The organism is Bacteroides caccae (assembly GCF_002222615.2).
GTDB classification, from domain to species: domain Bacteria; phylum Bacteroidota; class Bacteroidia; order Bacteroidales; family Bacteroidaceae; genus Bacteroides; species Bacteroides caccae.
Window position 1 is genome coordinate 2,926,018 of record NZ_CP022412.2, and the last position, 16,240, is coordinate 2,942,257.

Annotated in this window: 15 protein-coding genes; 9 read left to right on the forward strand and 6 right to left on the reverse strand. The window is 39.8% G+C overall.

Going from position 1 to position 16,240, the window contains the following annotated elements; genetic code table 11:
* Positions 1-57: 57 nt before the first annotated feature.
* From CGC64_RS11820 to uvrB, 3 genes are all read right to left on the reverse strand, one after another.
* Positions 58-525 carry an alanyl-tRNA editing protein gene (locus CGC64_RS11820; protein WP_005676283.1) on the reverse strand — a complete coding sequence of 156 codons (468 nt, stop codon included), beginning with the start codon at positions 523-525 and terminating at the stop codon, positions 58-60.
* 8 nt (positions 526-533) lie between these two features.
* Positions 534-1,172, reverse strand: a complete 639-nt coding sequence (locus CGC64_RS11825) for a SanA/YdcF family protein (protein WP_005676282.1) — start codon at positions 1,170-1,172, stop codon at positions 534-536.
* A 286-nt stretch (positions 1,173-1,458) separates the two neighbouring features.
* Complete coding sequence (gene uvrB / locus CGC64_RS11830; RefSeq protein ID WP_005676281.1) at positions 1,459-3,492, reverse strand: excinuclease ABC subunit UvrB; 2,034 nt, start codon at positions 3,490-3,492, stop codon at positions 1,459-1,461.
* Between the two features lie 135 nt (positions 3,493-3,627).
* Here uvrB and CGC64_RS11835 point away from each other — a divergent pair, with 135 nt between their 5' ends.
* From CGC64_RS11835 to CGC64_RS11855, 5 genes are all read left to right on the forward strand, one after another.
* Positions 3,628-4,926: a phenylacetate--CoA ligase family protein gene (locus CGC64_RS11835; RefSeq protein WP_005676280.1), complete on the forward strand. Its 1,299-nt coding sequence runs from the start codon at positions 3,628-3,630 to the stop codon at positions 4,924-4,926.
* A 19-nt stretch (positions 4,927-4,945) separates the two neighbouring features.
* Positions 4,946-5,371, forward strand: a complete 426-nt coding sequence (locus CGC64_RS11840) for an amino acid-binding protein (protein ID WP_005676279.1) — start codon at positions 4,946-4,948, stop codon at positions 5,369-5,371.
* Between the two features lie 224 nt (positions 5,372-5,595).
* On the forward strand, positions 5,596-6,399 hold the full coding sequence (locus CGC64_RS11845; protein ID WP_005676278.1) for an outer membrane protein assembly factor BamD: 804 nt from the start codon (positions 5,596-5,598) through the stop codon (positions 6,397-6,399).
* Between the two features lie 14 nt (positions 6,400-6,413).
* A complete protein-coding gene (locus tag CGC64_RS11850) occupies positions 6,414-6,749 on the forward strand; it encodes a DNA-directed RNA polymerase subunit omega (RefSeq protein WP_004299989.1) in 336 nt (111 codons plus the stop codon).
* A 107-nt stretch (positions 6,750-6,856) separates the two neighbouring features.
* The gene (locus CGC64_RS11855; RefSeq protein WP_005676275.1) at positions 6,857-7,300 is read left to right on the forward strand and encodes a DUF4293 domain-containing protein; all 444 of its coding nucleotides are present in this window, start codon (positions 6,857-6,859) and stop codon (positions 7,298-7,300) included.
* 85 nt (positions 7,301-7,385) lie between these two features.
* Here the strand turns inward: CGC64_RS11855 and CGC64_RS11860 are convergent, their stop codons facing one another.
* Together CGC64_RS11860 and CGC64_RS11865 are read right to left on the reverse strand one after the other, a co-directional pair.
* Positions 7,386-8,108, reverse strand: coding sequence for a porin family protein (locus CGC64_RS11860; RefSeq protein WP_005676274.1), 723 nt, complete (start codon positions 8,106-8,108; stop codon positions 7,386-7,388).
* Between the two features lie 7 nt (positions 8,109-8,115).
* On the reverse strand, positions 8,116-9,876 hold the full coding sequence (locus CGC64_RS11865; RefSeq protein WP_005676273.1) for a LysM peptidoglycan-binding domain-containing protein: 1,761 nt from the start codon (positions 9,874-9,876) through the stop codon (positions 8,116-8,118).
* A gap of 158 nt (positions 9,877-10,034) precedes the next feature.
* On the opposite strand from CGC64_RS11865, the gene uvrA reads away from it, so the two are divergent.
* The 3 genes from uvrA (at position 10,035) to CGC64_RS11880 (ending at position 15,134) form a co-directional block, all read left to right on the forward strand.
* On the forward strand, positions 10,035-12,860 hold the full coding sequence (gene uvrA, locus CGC64_RS11870; protein ID WP_032855050.1) for an excinuclease ABC subunit UvrA: 2,826 nt from the start codon (positions 10,035-10,037) through the stop codon (positions 12,858-12,860).
* 23 nt (positions 12,861-12,883) lie between these two features.
* The gene (gene ybaK / locus CGC64_RS11875; RefSeq protein WP_005676269.1) at positions 12,884-13,363 is read left to right on the forward strand and encodes a Cys-tRNA(Pro) deacylase; all 480 of its coding nucleotides are present in this window, start codon (positions 12,884-12,886) and stop codon (positions 13,361-13,363) included.
* Positions 13,364-13,469: 106 nt separating this feature from the next.
* Positions 13,470-15,134, forward strand: coding sequence for a peptide MFS transporter (locus CGC64_RS11880; protein WP_005676268.1), 1,665 nt, complete (start codon positions 13,470-13,472; stop codon positions 15,132-15,134).
* A gap of 106 nt (positions 15,135-15,240) precedes the next feature.
* On the opposite strand, the gene CGC64_RS11885 is transcribed toward CGC64_RS11880, so the two are convergent.
* On the reverse strand, positions 15,241-15,738 hold the full coding sequence (locus CGC64_RS11885) for a GNAT family N-acetyltransferase (protein ID WP_005676267.1): 498 nt from the start codon (positions 15,736-15,738) through the stop codon (positions 15,241-15,243).
* Positions 15,739-15,900: 162 nt separating this feature from the next.
* Between CGC64_RS11885 and CGC64_RS11890 the strand changes: the two genes are divergently transcribed.
* Entirely contained in the window at positions 15,901-16,227 is a 327-nt protein-coding gene (locus CGC64_RS11890; protein ID WP_005680758.1) for a PadR family transcriptional regulator, read from the forward strand.
* Positions 16,228-16,240: the final 13 nt, after the last annotated feature.

The following is a 16,240-nucleotide window of genomic DNA, read 5'->3' on the forward strand; positions in this document are numbered from 1 at the left end:
TTGAAACAATGTGTTCCAAATCCGTTTGAAACTCTTTGCATAAACTGTGCTTCCCTTTTAAACCAGTTTGAATCTTAATCGTAGAGTTTGTCTTGCTTCGTCATAATCATAGCTAATGATTTTGAAAATGCCCACTTCGGAGGTATGGGAGACGTGTGCCCCGATACAAGCGCAAGCGTCATAATCTCCTATACGTATGATGCGAAGTGTTTCGCTGGCATCTTTCGGCAACTTGCTAAGATCTACAATATTTTTTGCCTGTTCGTGTGTCATGAATTCAATTGTTACGGGCAAGTTCTGGTTGATTACTTCGTTCACCTTATTTTCGATCGCTTGAATTTGTTCCGCTGTCGGAGAAGAGGAAAGAATATAGTCACATTTACTTTTTTTCCTTTCTATATGGGCATTACGTGAGCGTGGACAACCGAATGTCTTCACCATAGTGGCATTCAATAAATGCTCCGCAGTGTGCATAGGAGGATACTCCTGTTTGTTGTGGTCGTTGAGTTGAATTTGTTGTTCCATAATTGTTTTTATTTTCCGATAATAATCTTGTCTCCTAAAAAATGAGGTTGTTTGTTTATTGCCAAGTCAATAAACATCTTGACTCTTGCAAATAATTCTCGAATATTAGTTTTCAGTCCTGAATAAGCATTCACGTCTTTGGCGTTGTAACCGATAGCGTTTATTCCATTCTTTTCTGCTAAATAAATAGCTCGTTCATTGTGAAAACGTTGAGAAATAATTGTTAGTCGGCTTTGTCCGAACACTTCTTTGGCACGAACAACGGAATCGAGTGTGCGAAATCCTGCATAATCCAGATAAATGTATTTTTCCGGGACTCCTCTTTGCATAAGTGCTTTCTTCATCTCTTCCGGTTCATTATAATTTTCTTTACGATTGTCGCCACTGATAAGGATATAATTTATCTTTCCGGCTTTGTATAATTCAAGAGTTGCAAAAATACGGTAGTCAAAATATAAATTGTTATTCCCGTTTTTTAGTTTGGGAGAAGTACCAAGCAATAGCCCTACATTGTTTTTAGGTGTTTCTGTAATTTCAGTATATAATTTTTGAGATGCATTCTTCTTGATTCGCCGGTTGCATATAATAATGCTAATTACACATAGAATGGTTATTATTAAAGTGATATAGAGTAATTTTCGTTTCATTTTCCTTTTATATGAATAGTGTACAAAAATACGACTCTTTTTCAGGAAATCAAATGTATGGACATAAAAAAAGGAGCAACGCCTTGCTCCAACCTTTGTTAACCTTAAATCTAATACTATGAAAAACACACTGCAAAGATACGTTGTTTTGCCATATCTGCAAATTAACAGCAGATAAAAGGTGTTTTTATAACACTAATTAAAAAATGGATGTTTGTATTATAGACTTGTTAAGAATTTATAGCCCTTAATACCCAGAATATAGTATGTGGAGAATGAGGAAAGTTTATCCCCATTTCTCCTTCATAAGGTCTTCCAGTTTCAATAATTCATCGCGATATTGTGCAGCTTCGATAAATTCCAGTTTCTTGGCTGCCTCTTGCATTAGTTTGCGGGTACGTTCGATGCTCTTTTCCATTTGCGCTTTGCTCATATACTGTACCACCGGATCTGCTGCAATATTCGGAGTAGAAGGTTCAACATAAGCGTGCTTTTCTTTCAGCAGTTCTTCTGTTTCCGAGTTTGCATTTCCGAATACTGATAGATTTCGAGCCTTTTTAATCTGTTGGGGAGTGATTCCGTTTGCTTCATTGTAAGCCAACTGTTTTTCGCGGCGGCGGTTAGTCTCGTCAATGGTGAGTTTCATACTGTCCGTCATTCTGTCGGCATACATGATAACTTTTCCATTGACATTACGGGCAGCACGTCCGGCGGTCTGTGTCAGGGAACGGTGTGAACGGAGGAATCCTTCCTTATCCGCATCAAGGATAGCAACAAGTGATACTTCTGGAAGGTCAAGCCCCTCACGAAGCAGGTTGACACCAATCAGTACATCGTATATACCTTGCCGGAGATCATCCATAATCTTCACACGCTCCAAAGTGTCGACATCACTGTGGATATAATTGCATCTTACATTATTATTAAGGAGATATTCGGTCAGTTCTTCAGCCATACGTTTGGTGAGAGTAGTGACAAGCACACGTTCGCTTTTTTCGATACGAAGCTGGATTTCTTCCATTAAATCATCAATTTGATTCAGGCTCGGCCGGACTTCAATGATAGGATCAAGCAGGCCGGTGGGACGAATCACTTGTTCTACGACAATACCTTCAGACTGAATCAATTCATATTCTGCCGGAGTGGCACTGACATAGATCACCTGCTTTGCCATTTCTGCAAACTCTTCAAATTTTAACGGACGGTTGTCCATGGCTGCGGGCAAACGGAAGCCATATTCTACAAGATTGATTTTACGGGCACGGTCTCCTCCGTACATGGCACGGATTTGTGGTACGCTAACATGGCTTTCGTCAATAACAATCAAGAAATCGTCCGGGAAGAAATCGAGCAGGCAGTATGGACGAGTACCGGCAGCCCGACCGTCGAAGTAACGTGAATAGTTCTCTATCCCGGAGCAGTGTCCCAACTCCCGGATCATTTCCATATCATAAGTAACCCGTTCATAGAGCCGTTTGGCCTCGTATTCTTTGCCGATTGATTCAAAGAAGGCAACCTGTTTGGTCAGATCATCTTCTATTTCATGAATGGCACGGAGAGTCGCCTCCTTGGTAGTCATGAACAGATTTGCCGGATAAATCTTGTAAGCTTCGAAAGGAGCAATGGTGACTCCGGTCACTGGGTCTACCTCTTCTATACCGTCAATTTCGTCACCCCAGAAAGTGACACGGAGCAGATTGTCCGTATAGGCCAGATAAATATCTACTGTATCTCCCTTGACACGGAAATTCCCACGGTTTAGGTCAATGTCGTTGCGTACATATAAACTATCTACTAGCCGGCGGAGGAATACGTTGCGGTCGAGCATACGTCCCCGTTCGATTTCTATGACATTTTTATAGAAGTCCGAAGGATTTCCCATGCCATAGATACAAGAAACGGAAGACACCACGACCACATCCTTTCGTCCGGAGAGTAGGGCAGAAGTGGCAGCAAGACGGAGTTTGTCAATTTCGTCATTGATAGCAAGGTCTTTTTCTATATAAGTATCACTGTTGGGTAGATAGGCCTCCGGCTGATAATAGTCATAGTAAGAAACATAGTATTCTACCGCATTATTCGGAAAAAATCCCTTAAACTCGCTGTATAACTGTGCAGCCAGCGTCTTGTTATGGCTTAGAATCAACGTCGGCTTGTTGATGTTAGCAATAACGTTGGCGATAGTGAATGTCTTTCCCGAACCGGTAACTCCTAATAAAGTCTGTGCAGGAAGTCCCTGGATTACTCCGTCTGTTAGTTGGGCAATCGCTTCCGGTTGGTCTCCGGTGGGTTTGTAGGCTGATGTTAATTCAAAATTCATAGTTAAATCCTAAAAAGTGGAGCAATATTCGGTAAAATAATCGAGATAACAAATCATTTTTCCAAATAAATCCTTTACTTTGCAACATATTAATATCAAAAAACAGATTCATACAACTAGTAATACCAGAAACACATGATTTGGAATGAGAGCATTGAGTGTATGGACCGCGAAAGTCTTCGCAAGATTCAAAGCATACGACTCAAGAAAATTGTAGATTACGTTTATCACAACACCCCCTTCTATCGGAAGAAAATGCAGGAAATGGGTATCACGCCCGATGACATCAACAGTATTGATGATATTGTGAAACTGCCGTTTACCACAAAACATGATTTAAGAGATAACTATCCGTTCGGACTTTGTGCCGTGCCGATGAGTCAGATTGTGCGTATTCATGCGTCTTCCGGTACTACCGGAAAACCGACCGTTGTCGGATATACCCGTAAGGACTTGTCTTCATGGGCAGAATGTATCTCACGTGCTTTTACTGCTTATGGTGCCGGCCGTTCGGATATTTTCCAGGTGTCTTATGGATACGGACTTTTTACAGGTGGATTGGGAGCACATGCCGGTGCAGAAAATATCGGAGCATCCGTGATTCCGATGTCCAGCGGTAATACGGAGAAACAAATCACACTGATGCATGATTTCGGTTCAACGGTGCTTTGTTGTACTCCTTCTTATGCACTTTATCTGGCTGATGCGATCAAAGACTCCGGTTTACCCCGCGAAGAATTCAAGTTGAAAGTCGGTGCTTTTGGTGCAGAACCCTGGACGGAGCAAATGCGCCATGAAATTGAAGAAAAACTGGGTATCAAGGCTTATGATATTTATGGCTTGAGTGAGATTGCCGGACCGGGTGTGGGGTACGAATGTGAATGCCAACACGGCACTCACTTGAATGAAGACCATTATTTTCCGGAAATTATTGATCCCAATACCCTGCAACCTGTTGAACCCGGGCAAACGGGTGAACTGGTATTTACTCATTTGACAAAAGAAGGGATGCCACTATTACGTTACCGTACTCGTGACTTAACTGCCTTGCATTATGACACATGTTCCTGTGGTCGTACGTTGGTACGTATGGATCGTATCTTGGGACGTAGTGATGATATGCTGATTATTCGTGGGGTGAATGTCTTCCCGACACAGATCGAATCTGTTATTCTTGAAATGGCAGAATTTGAACCGCATTACCTGTTAATAGTAGGCCGTGAAAATAATACCGATACCATGGAACTCCAGGTGGAAGTACGTCCGGATTTTTATTCGGACGAAATCAACCGGATGTTGGCATTGAAGAAGAAATTGGCAGGACGTTTGCAAAGTGTACTCGGATTGGGTGTTAATGTGAAACTGGTAGAACCACGTAGTATTGAACGTAGCGTGGGTAAAGCGAAACGAGTGATTGATAACAGAAAACTGTAAACCTAATACTTAAATAATTATGGTAGCAAAACAACTTTCTATCTTTTTGGAAAACAAGTCAGGTCGTTTGACGGAAGTGACTGAAGTGCTGGCAAAAGAAAATATCAACCTTTCTGCCTTGTGCATCGCCGAAAATGCTGATTTTGGCATTCTGCGTGGAATTGTATCCGATCCGGATAGAGCATACAAAGCCTTAAAAGACAATCATTTTGCAGTGAATGTGACTGATGTGGTCGGCATTAGCTGTCCGAACGTACCCGGAGCTTTGGCAAAGGTACTGGGATATTTGTCTGCTGAAGGAGTGTTTATTGAATATATGTACTCATTTGCTAACAACAATATTGCAAATGTGGTGATTCGCCCCAGCAATCTGGATAAATGCATCGAAGTGCTGAAAGAAAAGAAAGTCGACCTGTTGGCGGCAAGCGATTTGTATAAATTGTAGTATTATAGCTGAAATGTAGACAGTAGAAAATGAATTGTAAATAATATGCGGTGAATAGGTTGCGCTTTTAAGTGATGTGCAGTTTATTCACCGTATATTGTTTCCGGTTCGCCGTTATTTTCTCCCCTTTTGTCGATGTTTAACGCCTTTTATGTATTAAAAAACATAGATTAATTGCTAAATTCCCAGCGAATAAGTAACTTTGCGCATTATTTTTAAATAGGATGAAGAAAAATATCATTATAACTTTGCTTGCGGCAGCCACTCTGACATCATGTGGAGAGTATAATAAATTGCTGAAAAGCACCGATTACGAATACAAGTACGAAGCCGCCAAAAACTATTTTGCGAAAGGGCAGTATAACCGCTCAGCTACTTTGCTGAACGAGTTAATAACCATTCTTAAAGGAACCGATAAAGCGGAAGAATCCTTGTATATGTTGGGTATGAGCTATTATAATCAGAAAGATTATCAGACAGCAGCCCAGACATTTATCACCTATTTTAATACATATCCGCGTGGCACATTTACCGAATTGGCACGTTTCCATGCAGGTAAGGCCTTGTTCTTGGATACTCCGGAACCACGTCTGGACCAATCGAGTACTTATCAGGCTATCCAACAATTACAGATGTTCATGGAATACTTTCCGAATAGTGTCAAGAAGCAGGAAGCTCAGGATATGATTTTTGCTTTGCAGGATAAGCTGGTGTTGAAAGAACTTTATTCGGCAAAACTATATTATAATTTGGGTAATTATATGGGTAATAATTATGAGTCTTGTGTAATCACGGCTCAGAATGCACTGAAAGATTATCCTTATACCGATTATCGCGAAGAACTTTCTATATTAATTCTGCGTGCAAGATACGAAATGGCTATTTATAGCGTGGAAGATAAAAAGGCGGATCGTTATCGTGAAACTGTTGATGAGTATTATGCTTTTAAGAATGAGTTTCCGGAAAGCAAGTACTTGAAAGAGGCTGAGAAAATATTTAATGAATCACAAAAAGTAATTAAAGACTAAATTTAAATAGATTTATGGACTACAAAAAAACGAATGCTCCTGCTACAACGGTAACCCGTGACATGATGGAACTCTGTGCCGATACAGGAAATGTTTATGAAACTGTTGCTATTATTGGTAAGCGTGCTAACCAGATCAGCGTGGAAATCAAGAACGACCTTTCTAAGAAATTGGCAGAGTTTGCTTCTTACAATGATAACTTGGAAGAAGTATTTGAGAATAGAGAGCAAATCGAAATTTCTCGTTATTATGAGAAGTTGCCGAAACCGGACTTGATTGCTACGCAAGAATACATCGAAGGGAAAATATATTATAGAAATCCGGCAAAGGAAAAGGAAAAACTTCAGTAATTTATTTTCTGACGAAAGAATTGATAGTCAAGTAGTAAGCGGGAAAGTAATTCCTATTCCTTATTGCTTGGCTATTATTGTTTAACTTAACTACTATTAGAATACTTATGATTCAACGAATTCAAACAGTTTATTTACTGATTGTTACAGGGTTGCTTATTACGGCAATGTGTTTGCCAATGGGATATTTTACTGATACAATGGGCGAACATCCCTTCAAAGCTTTAGGAATGGATGTAAATGGTGCTTTTCAATCTACATGGGGATTGTTTGGCATATTGATGCTTAGCACTATAGTTGCTTTTGCTACTATCTTTTTATATAAGAATCGTATGTTGCAGATTCGTATGTCTATTTTCAATAGCTTGCTGCTGGTAGGATATTATATTGCTTTCTTTGCTTTTTATTTTGCATTGAAAAACGATGAGAATCTTTTCCGTATCGGTTGGGCGCTTTGTTTACCCCTTGTTTCTATCATTCTGAATATACTGGCTATCCGTTCTATAGGACGTGATGAAGTTATGGTTAAAGCTGCCGATAGATTGAGATAATCGTCAGAAATAAGAATATAATATAAAATGGCCACTGTTTCAGCAATGAACTAGTGGCCATTTTTATAATCTGATGAGAGATTATTTATTTCTTCAAATCAAAAAGATAGGTGAGTTTTACAGTGATTGTGCCATGCGCTGCGCGGGCGAAATAATCTTTTTTTGTTGTACTGTAGAAGTCGGATAAGGCAAAATAATAACGACCTTCTACCAAAAAACTGCCGGCTTTTTTCGTTCTTAGTTCCACGCCGCCACCGCCAGTGATACCATAATCGAATTTATTCTGGATCTTAACTCCATATATCGCTTTCTGGGTGTTCGACAACGTATTCATATCTATGCCCTCTATTGTTTCCGATTCACCGATCAGAAAACCGATTTGAGGACCTGCATGAACAAAGAACTGCAAACCTCTTTCTCGTCCGAAAGCAAGATGCGCAAGAAAAGGGATATCGACATAGGTCATCTTGCGGGTATATGTCTTGCCGGGTACTTTAATCGTTTGCCCGTTTTCATCTTCCATTTCAAATAACTCATCCCAGCCTCGTTGTGAGATATTAAGTTCTACTTGTGCGCCACAGATCATGGCAAAATACTTTTCGGAAATATAACGTGCCGTCAATCCTCCGGTAATTCCCATAAGGCTGTTTTGCTTAATAGTAGGAGTGAAGGAAGCGCTGTTCAGGTTGACACCTCCATTGACACCAACAGAGAAGTTACTTCGTGGCTCTCCGATCTGTGCAGTAGCAGGAAAAACAAGTCCTGTAAGCAGGAGTGTTGCGAGCAAAAATGTCTTTATCTTTATCATTTTCGTATTATTCGAAATCAAGTTTTACTAATTCAAAGTTCTTAGTGAAACGTATGAAGAACACCTTTTTATTAATAAATCCTCCCCAGTTGTTTACACGCTCGAATTTGAAACCGGTCTGGATAGGAGTAAGGTTCATCTTGGACAGGTTATTTTCCAGTTCCGAGCCATAGCGTGACAATCCTTTCAGGAAGAAGAAACCTGTATCGAAACCAAGCATTGCATAGTTGGGATATTTGCTGGCTAAATCTTTGCTGTACCATTTGTGGTAGGCATTAGTAAATTGCACGGCAGCCGGGAACAAAGTATTTGTATAAAATGAGGAGTAGAAATATACATCTAGTTCAAAGAAACTTTCCAGGTGATCTTTTGTGTTAGTCTGCCATTCCGGATAACCGAATAAATGAATGTTGGGACCCGGATTATCTCTGACTAACAGGGTTAACTGTGGAAGTATCTTGATTAATAATACATTTTTACCGGATGTCGGAATAAAGATATTTTCTTTATCGTTGCGTAGTGCTGCTTTCAGCGTTTCTTTAGTTGCGCTTTCGTCTACAGTCCGCATGGAAATGCCTTTGCTTTTCAATTCCTGCTTCAACCCACTGATGAAGTCAGCTTTTTCTTTGTCCGGATTTGCCGATTCAATAAAAATAACATGAGAATTGGGGAATTGGCGAGTGAAATGCTCGTATACTTCAGAATATAAATATGATTGTGGAGTATTAATCTGATAAACGGCAGGATTGTTGAATACTTCTTCGCCTTTTTGTGAGAAAGGAATCACTAGACGAATACCATTCTTTTCCGCAAAATCAGATAACGGTTTAATTTGACTTTGATGCATCGGGCCGAAGATGACATTCATTTCTTTCATCTCTTTTTTAGCCAGAATTGTGTTCAACGTGGAAACTTCTTTACCGCAATCGTATACATACAAATCAAGAGAAGTACCCGTACGTTTCAAACTATCAACTGCCATTAAAAAACCTTCATAATATTCTACCATACGTTTGTCTTCCTGGAAAGGCAGTAACAGAGCGGCTTTAATAGTCGAGATATTCTTCGGAGTTTCTTTACTCTTACGGAAAAGTTCGCTGTTGCTGGGAGGAACCGCATATAGATCTTCCTTGGGTGTAGGTTGCACTGGTGTTGCAGAAGGATAAGGGATACAGAGTAGTTGTCCTTTTTTCATTCCCTTTTTCAGTTCGGGATTAGCGTTGATTAATTCTTGTTCGCTGATTCCATATTCGCGGCTCACGCTAAATATAGTCTCTTTGCGTTTAACCTTGTGCATCTCTTTACATCTGGCTACTACCGGACCTTGGATCGCAGGTTGTGTCACCGAAGTCTGCACCGTATTGGTTGGTTCTTTTTCCAACGGGATGAGAATTACCTGTCCGATGCGAAAATTCTCAGCGCTTAACCCGGGATTTGCTTCACAGATTGCCTTGGCGGATACGTTATACATTGTAGTCAGTTTATATAAAGTCTCTCCGGCTTGAATCGTATGGAATGTTTCCCCTTTCTGAGTATCCTTTCCTTTGGGAATTTTAATAGTCTGTCCGGCATAAATCTTCTCATCGCAACCGGGATTCAAGCGGATGATGTCAGATGTAGTGACATTGTACATCTTGGAGATAGAGTATAAACTTTGTCCTTTTTCGATAGTATGCAAGAAAAATGATTGATTTTCTTGGGCATAACTGATAGCGTATGAAGCGCTTATAAAAAGCAAAAATAAGAATAATCGGTTTATCGGTTTCATCAAATTATAACTATTAGTTCTTGAAATCAAGGAACAAAGGTACAAATAATGCCCTATATCTTCATAAGATTTGAGTTAAGAAAATAATATTGTGCTTTTTTAGGAGCATATTTCGGGCGGAAACATTAATTTTGCAACATTTATGGAAGAATATGAATATGCAGGAAACAGAATATATTAATGTGTATGGTGCGCGCGTACATAATTTGAAGGATATTGATGCCGAGATTCCCCGTAATAGCTTGACTGTGATTACCGGATTGAGTGGTAGTGGAAAATCTTCTTTGGCGTTTGATACGATATTTGCAGAAGGACAGCGTCGCTATATTGAAACCTTTTCAGCGTATGCCCGCAACTTTTTGGGTAATCTGGAGCGTCCGGATGTTGATAAAATAACCGGTTTGAGCCCGGTGATCTCTATTGAACAGAAAACGACGAATAAAAATCCGCGTTCTACGGTAGGAACTACTACTGAGATATACGATTATCTCCGTCTGCTTTATGCTCGTGCGGGAGTGGCTTATTCGTATCTGTCCGGTGAAGAAATGGTGAAATATACCGAGGAGCAGATTCTCGGTCTGATTCTGAAAGATTATAAAGGAAAGAAAATCTATTTGTTGGCTCCCTTGATTCGTACACGTAAAGGACATTATAGGGAGCTTTTTGAGCAAATACGTAAAAAAGGATATCTCTATGTTCGGGTAGACGGTGAAGTGCGTGAAATTACTCATGGTATGAAACTCGACCGTTACAAGAATCACGATATAGAGGTAGTAATAGATAAGTTGGTCGTTACCGAAAAAGATGATAGAAGACTGAAACAGAGTGTAGCGACGGCTATGCGTCAGGGAGACGGCTTGTTGATGATTCTGGATGCACAGACGGAAAGTATCCGTCATTATAGTAAGCGACTGATGTGTCCTGTCACCGGATTGTCTTATCGTGAACCGGCACCGCACAATTTTTCATTTAACTCTCCTCAGGGAGCGTGTCCAAAGTGTAAAGGGCTGGGAGTAGTCAATCAGATTGATGTGGATAAAGTGATTCCCGACTGTGAACAATCCATTTATGAAGGAGCCATAGCACCTTTGGGAAAATATAAAAATGCTATGATCTTCTGGCAAATCGGTGCTTTGTTGGAAAAATACGATGCAACACTGAAGACCCCAGTAAAGGAATTGCCGGATGATGCAATTGAAGAAGTGTTGTATGGTTCCGATGATCGTATAAAAATCAAAAGCTCGCTGATCGGTACTTCTTCTGATTATTTTGTCACTTACGAAGGGGTGGTGAAGTATATTCAGATGTTACAAGAGAAAGACGCTTCGGCTACGGCACAGAAATGGGCAGAACAATTTGCAAAAACAACTGTTTGTCCCGAATGTAAAGGTGCTCGCCTGAATAAAGAAGCCTTGCACTTCCGTATTCATGATAAAAATATCAACGAATTGGCGAATATGGACATCAGCGAATTATATGATTGGTTAATGAAAGTTGATGTATATCTTTCCGATAAACAGAAGAAGATTTCTGTAGAAATTTTGAAAGAAATTCGTACGCGTCTGAAATTCTTGTTAGATGTCGGATTGGATTATCTTGCTTTGAACCGTAGTTCGGTGAGTCTTTCCGGTGGTGAAAGTCAACGTATCCGTTTAGCTACACAGATTGGCTCGCAGTTGGTGAATGTACTATATATCTTGGATGAACCGAGTATTGGTTTGCATCAGCGTGATAACCTGCGTCTTATTAATTCGTTGAAAGAACTTCGTGACATGGGAAACTCCGTAATTGTAGTGGAACATGATAAAGATATGATGCTGGCTGCCGATTATGTGATTGACATGGGGCCAAAAGCCGGACGTCTCGGTGGAGAAGTCGTTTTTGCCGGAACTCCAACGGAAATGTTGAAGACGAATACAATGACTTCACAATATTTGAATGGAAAAATGAAGATAGAAATCCCTGCTAAACGTCGGAAAGGGAATGGAAAATCTATCTGGTTGAGAGGCGCGAAAGGTAATAATCTGAAAAATGTTGATGTTGAATTTCCATTAGGTAAACTGATTTGCGTCACAGGTGTATCAGGGAGTGGAAAATCAACCTTGATTAATGAAACATTACAACCTATTCTTTTACAAAAATTCTACCGTTCATTACAAGATCCTTTGGAATATGATTCTATTGAAGGATTGGAGAATATAGATAAAGTAGTCAATGTAGACCAATCCCCGTTGGGGCGTACCCCACGCTCCAACCCGGCCACCTATACGGGGGTATTTTCGGATATCCGTAACTTGTTTGTCGGTCTTCCGGAAGCTAAGATTCGCGGATACAAACCGGGACGTTTCTCCTTTAATGTTTCGGGCGGACGTTGTGAAGCATGTACAGGAAACGGTTATAAGACGATTGAAATGAACTTCCTGCCTGATGTATATGTACCTTGTGAAGTTTGTCATGGCAAGCGATATAACCGGGAAACATTGGAAGTCCGTTTCAAGGGAAAGTCCATAGCCGATGTGCTTGATATGACGATTAACCGTGCCGTTGAATTTTTTGAGAATGTTCCGCAAATTTTGAACAAGATTAAAGTATTGCAGGATGTCGGACTAGGCTACATTAAGCTGGGGCAATCATCTACCACTCTTTCCGGCGGAGAGAGCCAGCGTGTGAAACTGGCAACGGAACTTTCAAAACGTGATACGGGAAAAACTCTTTATATTCTTGATGAACCGACTACAGGACTTCATTTCGAAGATATCCGGGTGCTAATGGGTGTACTGAACAAACTTGTCGATAAAGGAAACACAGTTATTGTTATCGAACATAATCTGGATGTGATAAAAATGGCGGATTACCTTATTGATATGGGCCCTGAAGGTGGTAAGGGTGGGGGAGAACTCTTAAGTTACGGAACGCCGGAAGAGGTAGTGAAGAGTACTAAAGGATATACGCCAAAGTTTCTTCGCGAAGAACTGGGGCTTTAATCTATGCTAAAAACATACCGAAAATGAAAATCAATAAAACAAATGCAGCCCGACTATTGGATAAAGCCAAAATAACTTATGAGCTTATTCCTTATGAAGTAGATGAAAAGGATTTAAGTGCTGTACACGTAGCAGCTAGTTTGGGTGAGAATATAGAACAGGTATTTAAGACTCTCGTATTGCATGGTGATAAAAGCGGATATTTTGTCTGCGTTATTCCTGGAGAGCATGAAGTCGATTTAAAACTGGCAGCTAAAGCCTCCGGTAATAAGAAGTGTGATTTGATCCCTATGAAAGAGCTTTTGCCGTTAACCGGATATATTCGGGGAGGGTGTTCGCCTATTGGTATGAAAAAGCATTTCCCTACTTATATCCATGAAACATGCCGGCATTTTCCGTATATTTATATAAGTGCCGGTGTGCGTGGACTTCAGATAAAAATAGCTCCGGAAGATCTAATACATGAAGCGAAAGCGGAAATTTGTGTCCTGTTTGCAGAGTAATTTCAATTTATTCTGAAGTAAATATGGCTACATATTCTTTGAATAAATCAAAAAAAGTATATATTTGCAGGAAATATCAATTTTATTAATCTAATATTCTTTTTATATGTTTGAAGGACAACCGAAAGGGTTATACGCTTTAGCTTTGGCTAACACGGGCGAACGTTTTGGCTACTACACGATGCTTGCTATTTTTACACTTTTCTTGCAAGCAAAATTTGGTTACACAGCAGCAGAAACATCTACTATTTTTGGCTCATTTTTAGCAGCAGTTTATTTTATGCCACTTGTAGGCGGTATTTTAGCTGATAAGTGTGGTTATGGTAAAATGGTAACGACAGGTATTGTTGTTATGTTTGTCGGTTATCTCCTTTTGGCGATTCCTACTGCGGCAAATCTTACTGGTAAAATGATGATGTTTGGTTCATTGTTTTTGATTGCTTGCGGAACAGGATTGTTTAAAGGAAACTTGCAAGTAATGGTGGGTAACCTTTATGATTCACCAGAGTATAGTTCAAAGCGTGATACAGCTTTCAGCTTGTTTTATATGGCTATTAACGTGGGTGCTTTGTTTGCTCCGACTGCTGCTACCAAGGTGACTAACTACATATTAGGTGGCGCAGGGTTCACCTATAATGCTCAGATTCCTTCGTTGGCGCATCAATTCCTTAATGGTACTATTACTCCGGAAGGAAATGCTACTCTTAGTAGCTTGCAGGCTGCGCAAGGTTTTACCGGTGATATGTCCGCTTTCTGTTCCACTTATATAGAGAAATTGTCTGAAGCCTATAATTATGGTTTTGCTGTGGCTTGTATTTCTTTGATTCTTTCAATGGCAATTTATGTTTGTTGTCGTTCAATGTTCAAGCATGCAGACTATAATTCTAAGCAAGCTAAAGCAGTGAATAACTATAATGAACCGGAACTGACTCCGGCACAGACTAAAGAACGTATTGTAGCTTTGTTACTGGTATTTGCCGTAGTAATTTTCTTTTGGATGGCATTCCACCAGAATGGTTTGACAATGACATTCTTTGCGCGTGATTATACTACTCAATCTGTAACAGGGCTTGATCGTATCGGATTTGATGTATGGAATCTGGTTCTTCTGATTATTGTAGTTTATGGTGCGTTCTCTTTATTCCAGTCTAAAACAGGACGTGGTAAAGCGATTGCCGGTGTCGCTGTATTGGCTTCCCTTGGCATATTAATATGGAGTTATTCTTCCATGGATCCGACAGTGGAAATCCTTCCTCAAATCTTCCAGCAATTTAATCCGTTCTTCGTTGTGGCTTTGACTCCGGTATCTTTGGCTGTCTTTGGCTATTTGGCCAGAAGAAAAAAAGAGCCTTCCGCACCACGTAAAATCGGTATTGGTATGGTGATTGCAGCATGTGGTTTCTTGATTCTGGCCATTGGGTCTTTGGGACTTCCTACTCCGAAAGAAGTAGAAGCGGCAGGCATTAATCCGGATGTTTTGGTTTCTCCCAACTGGCTGATCTCCACTTATCTGGTCTTGACTTTTGCTGAATTGCTGCTTTCTCCAATGGGTATCTCTTTTGTTTCGAAAGTAGCTCCTCCCAAGTATAAAGGTATGATGATGGGCGGCTGGTTTGTGGCTACTGCTATTGGTAATTATCTGGTTGCTATTATTGGTTATCTGTGGGGTGGTATGCAGTTGTGGATGGTATGGAGTGTATTGATTGTTTGCTGTCTGTTATCTGCTCTGTTTATTTTCTCTATTATGAAGAAATTAGAAAAAGTAGCATAAGTATTATATGTAGATAACATAGTATACTTATAAAAAATCTAGGGTAATAAATGATTTATATAAATCATTTATTACCCTATTTTTATTTCGCTATATTTCTTTTGTTTCAAATATCCAGTCCCATGATATAATCATTCATGTAATATCCGTTTCCAATCGGGAAATCACCTTCCCTCAACTTTCTCATTCCCATGTGTTGATAAAACTGCAATGCCTTATTATTCCGATTCACATTTAGTTCCATAAGGCAAGGCTCCGGGTGGATTTCTTTAATATATTTAATGGCTTCTTTAAATAAAAAGCTGCCACAATGACTACCTTGAAAATGAGGGAGGACATAAATCTTTTGGAGGTGGAAAATATCTTTTTCCTGTTGCTGCACAGAAACGTAGCCACAGGGCTTTCCCTCTTTGTAGGCTATGAAATAGACATGACCTTCTTCTTCCATCTGTTTGCGTATATTCTCGGGAGCATACATCCAGTCCATCATATAATCCAATTGTTCGGGAGATAGGATTTCCTTGTAAGTTGCAGGGAATACTTCGCCTGCCATTTTATTAATAAGCTCACAATCGGCAACCGTTACTTTTTGAATTGTCAACATACCTGTTTTTTGTAGTTTAATGGGATACAAATATAGCTATTATTTCTTTTTGTAATAAGGTGAATTCTCTTTGATAGTTTAATTATTATTAATTTATAGTACCTTGTAATGCAAGGTACTAAAGTAATACATATATTTGTGCCATTCAAAAGAAAAGGAACAATGAAAGTAGACAATGTAAAATCCCAGATGAGAAAAGGCATGCTTGAATACTGCATCATGCTTTTGCTGCATAAGGAGCCTGCTTACGCTTCGGATATTATTCAGAAGTTAAAAGAAGCTCAACTGATTGTGGTGGAAGGTACCTTGTATCCATTGCTGACGCGTTTAAAAAATGATGATCTGTTAAGTTATGAGTGGGTGGAATCCACGCAAGGGCCACCTCGCAAGTACTACAAACTTACGGAGAAGGGAGAAACTTTTTTGGGAGAACTCGAACTTTCCTGGAAAGAGTTGACCGAAACAGTAAATCACATAGCCAATAGATAATTAGAATAAAGAA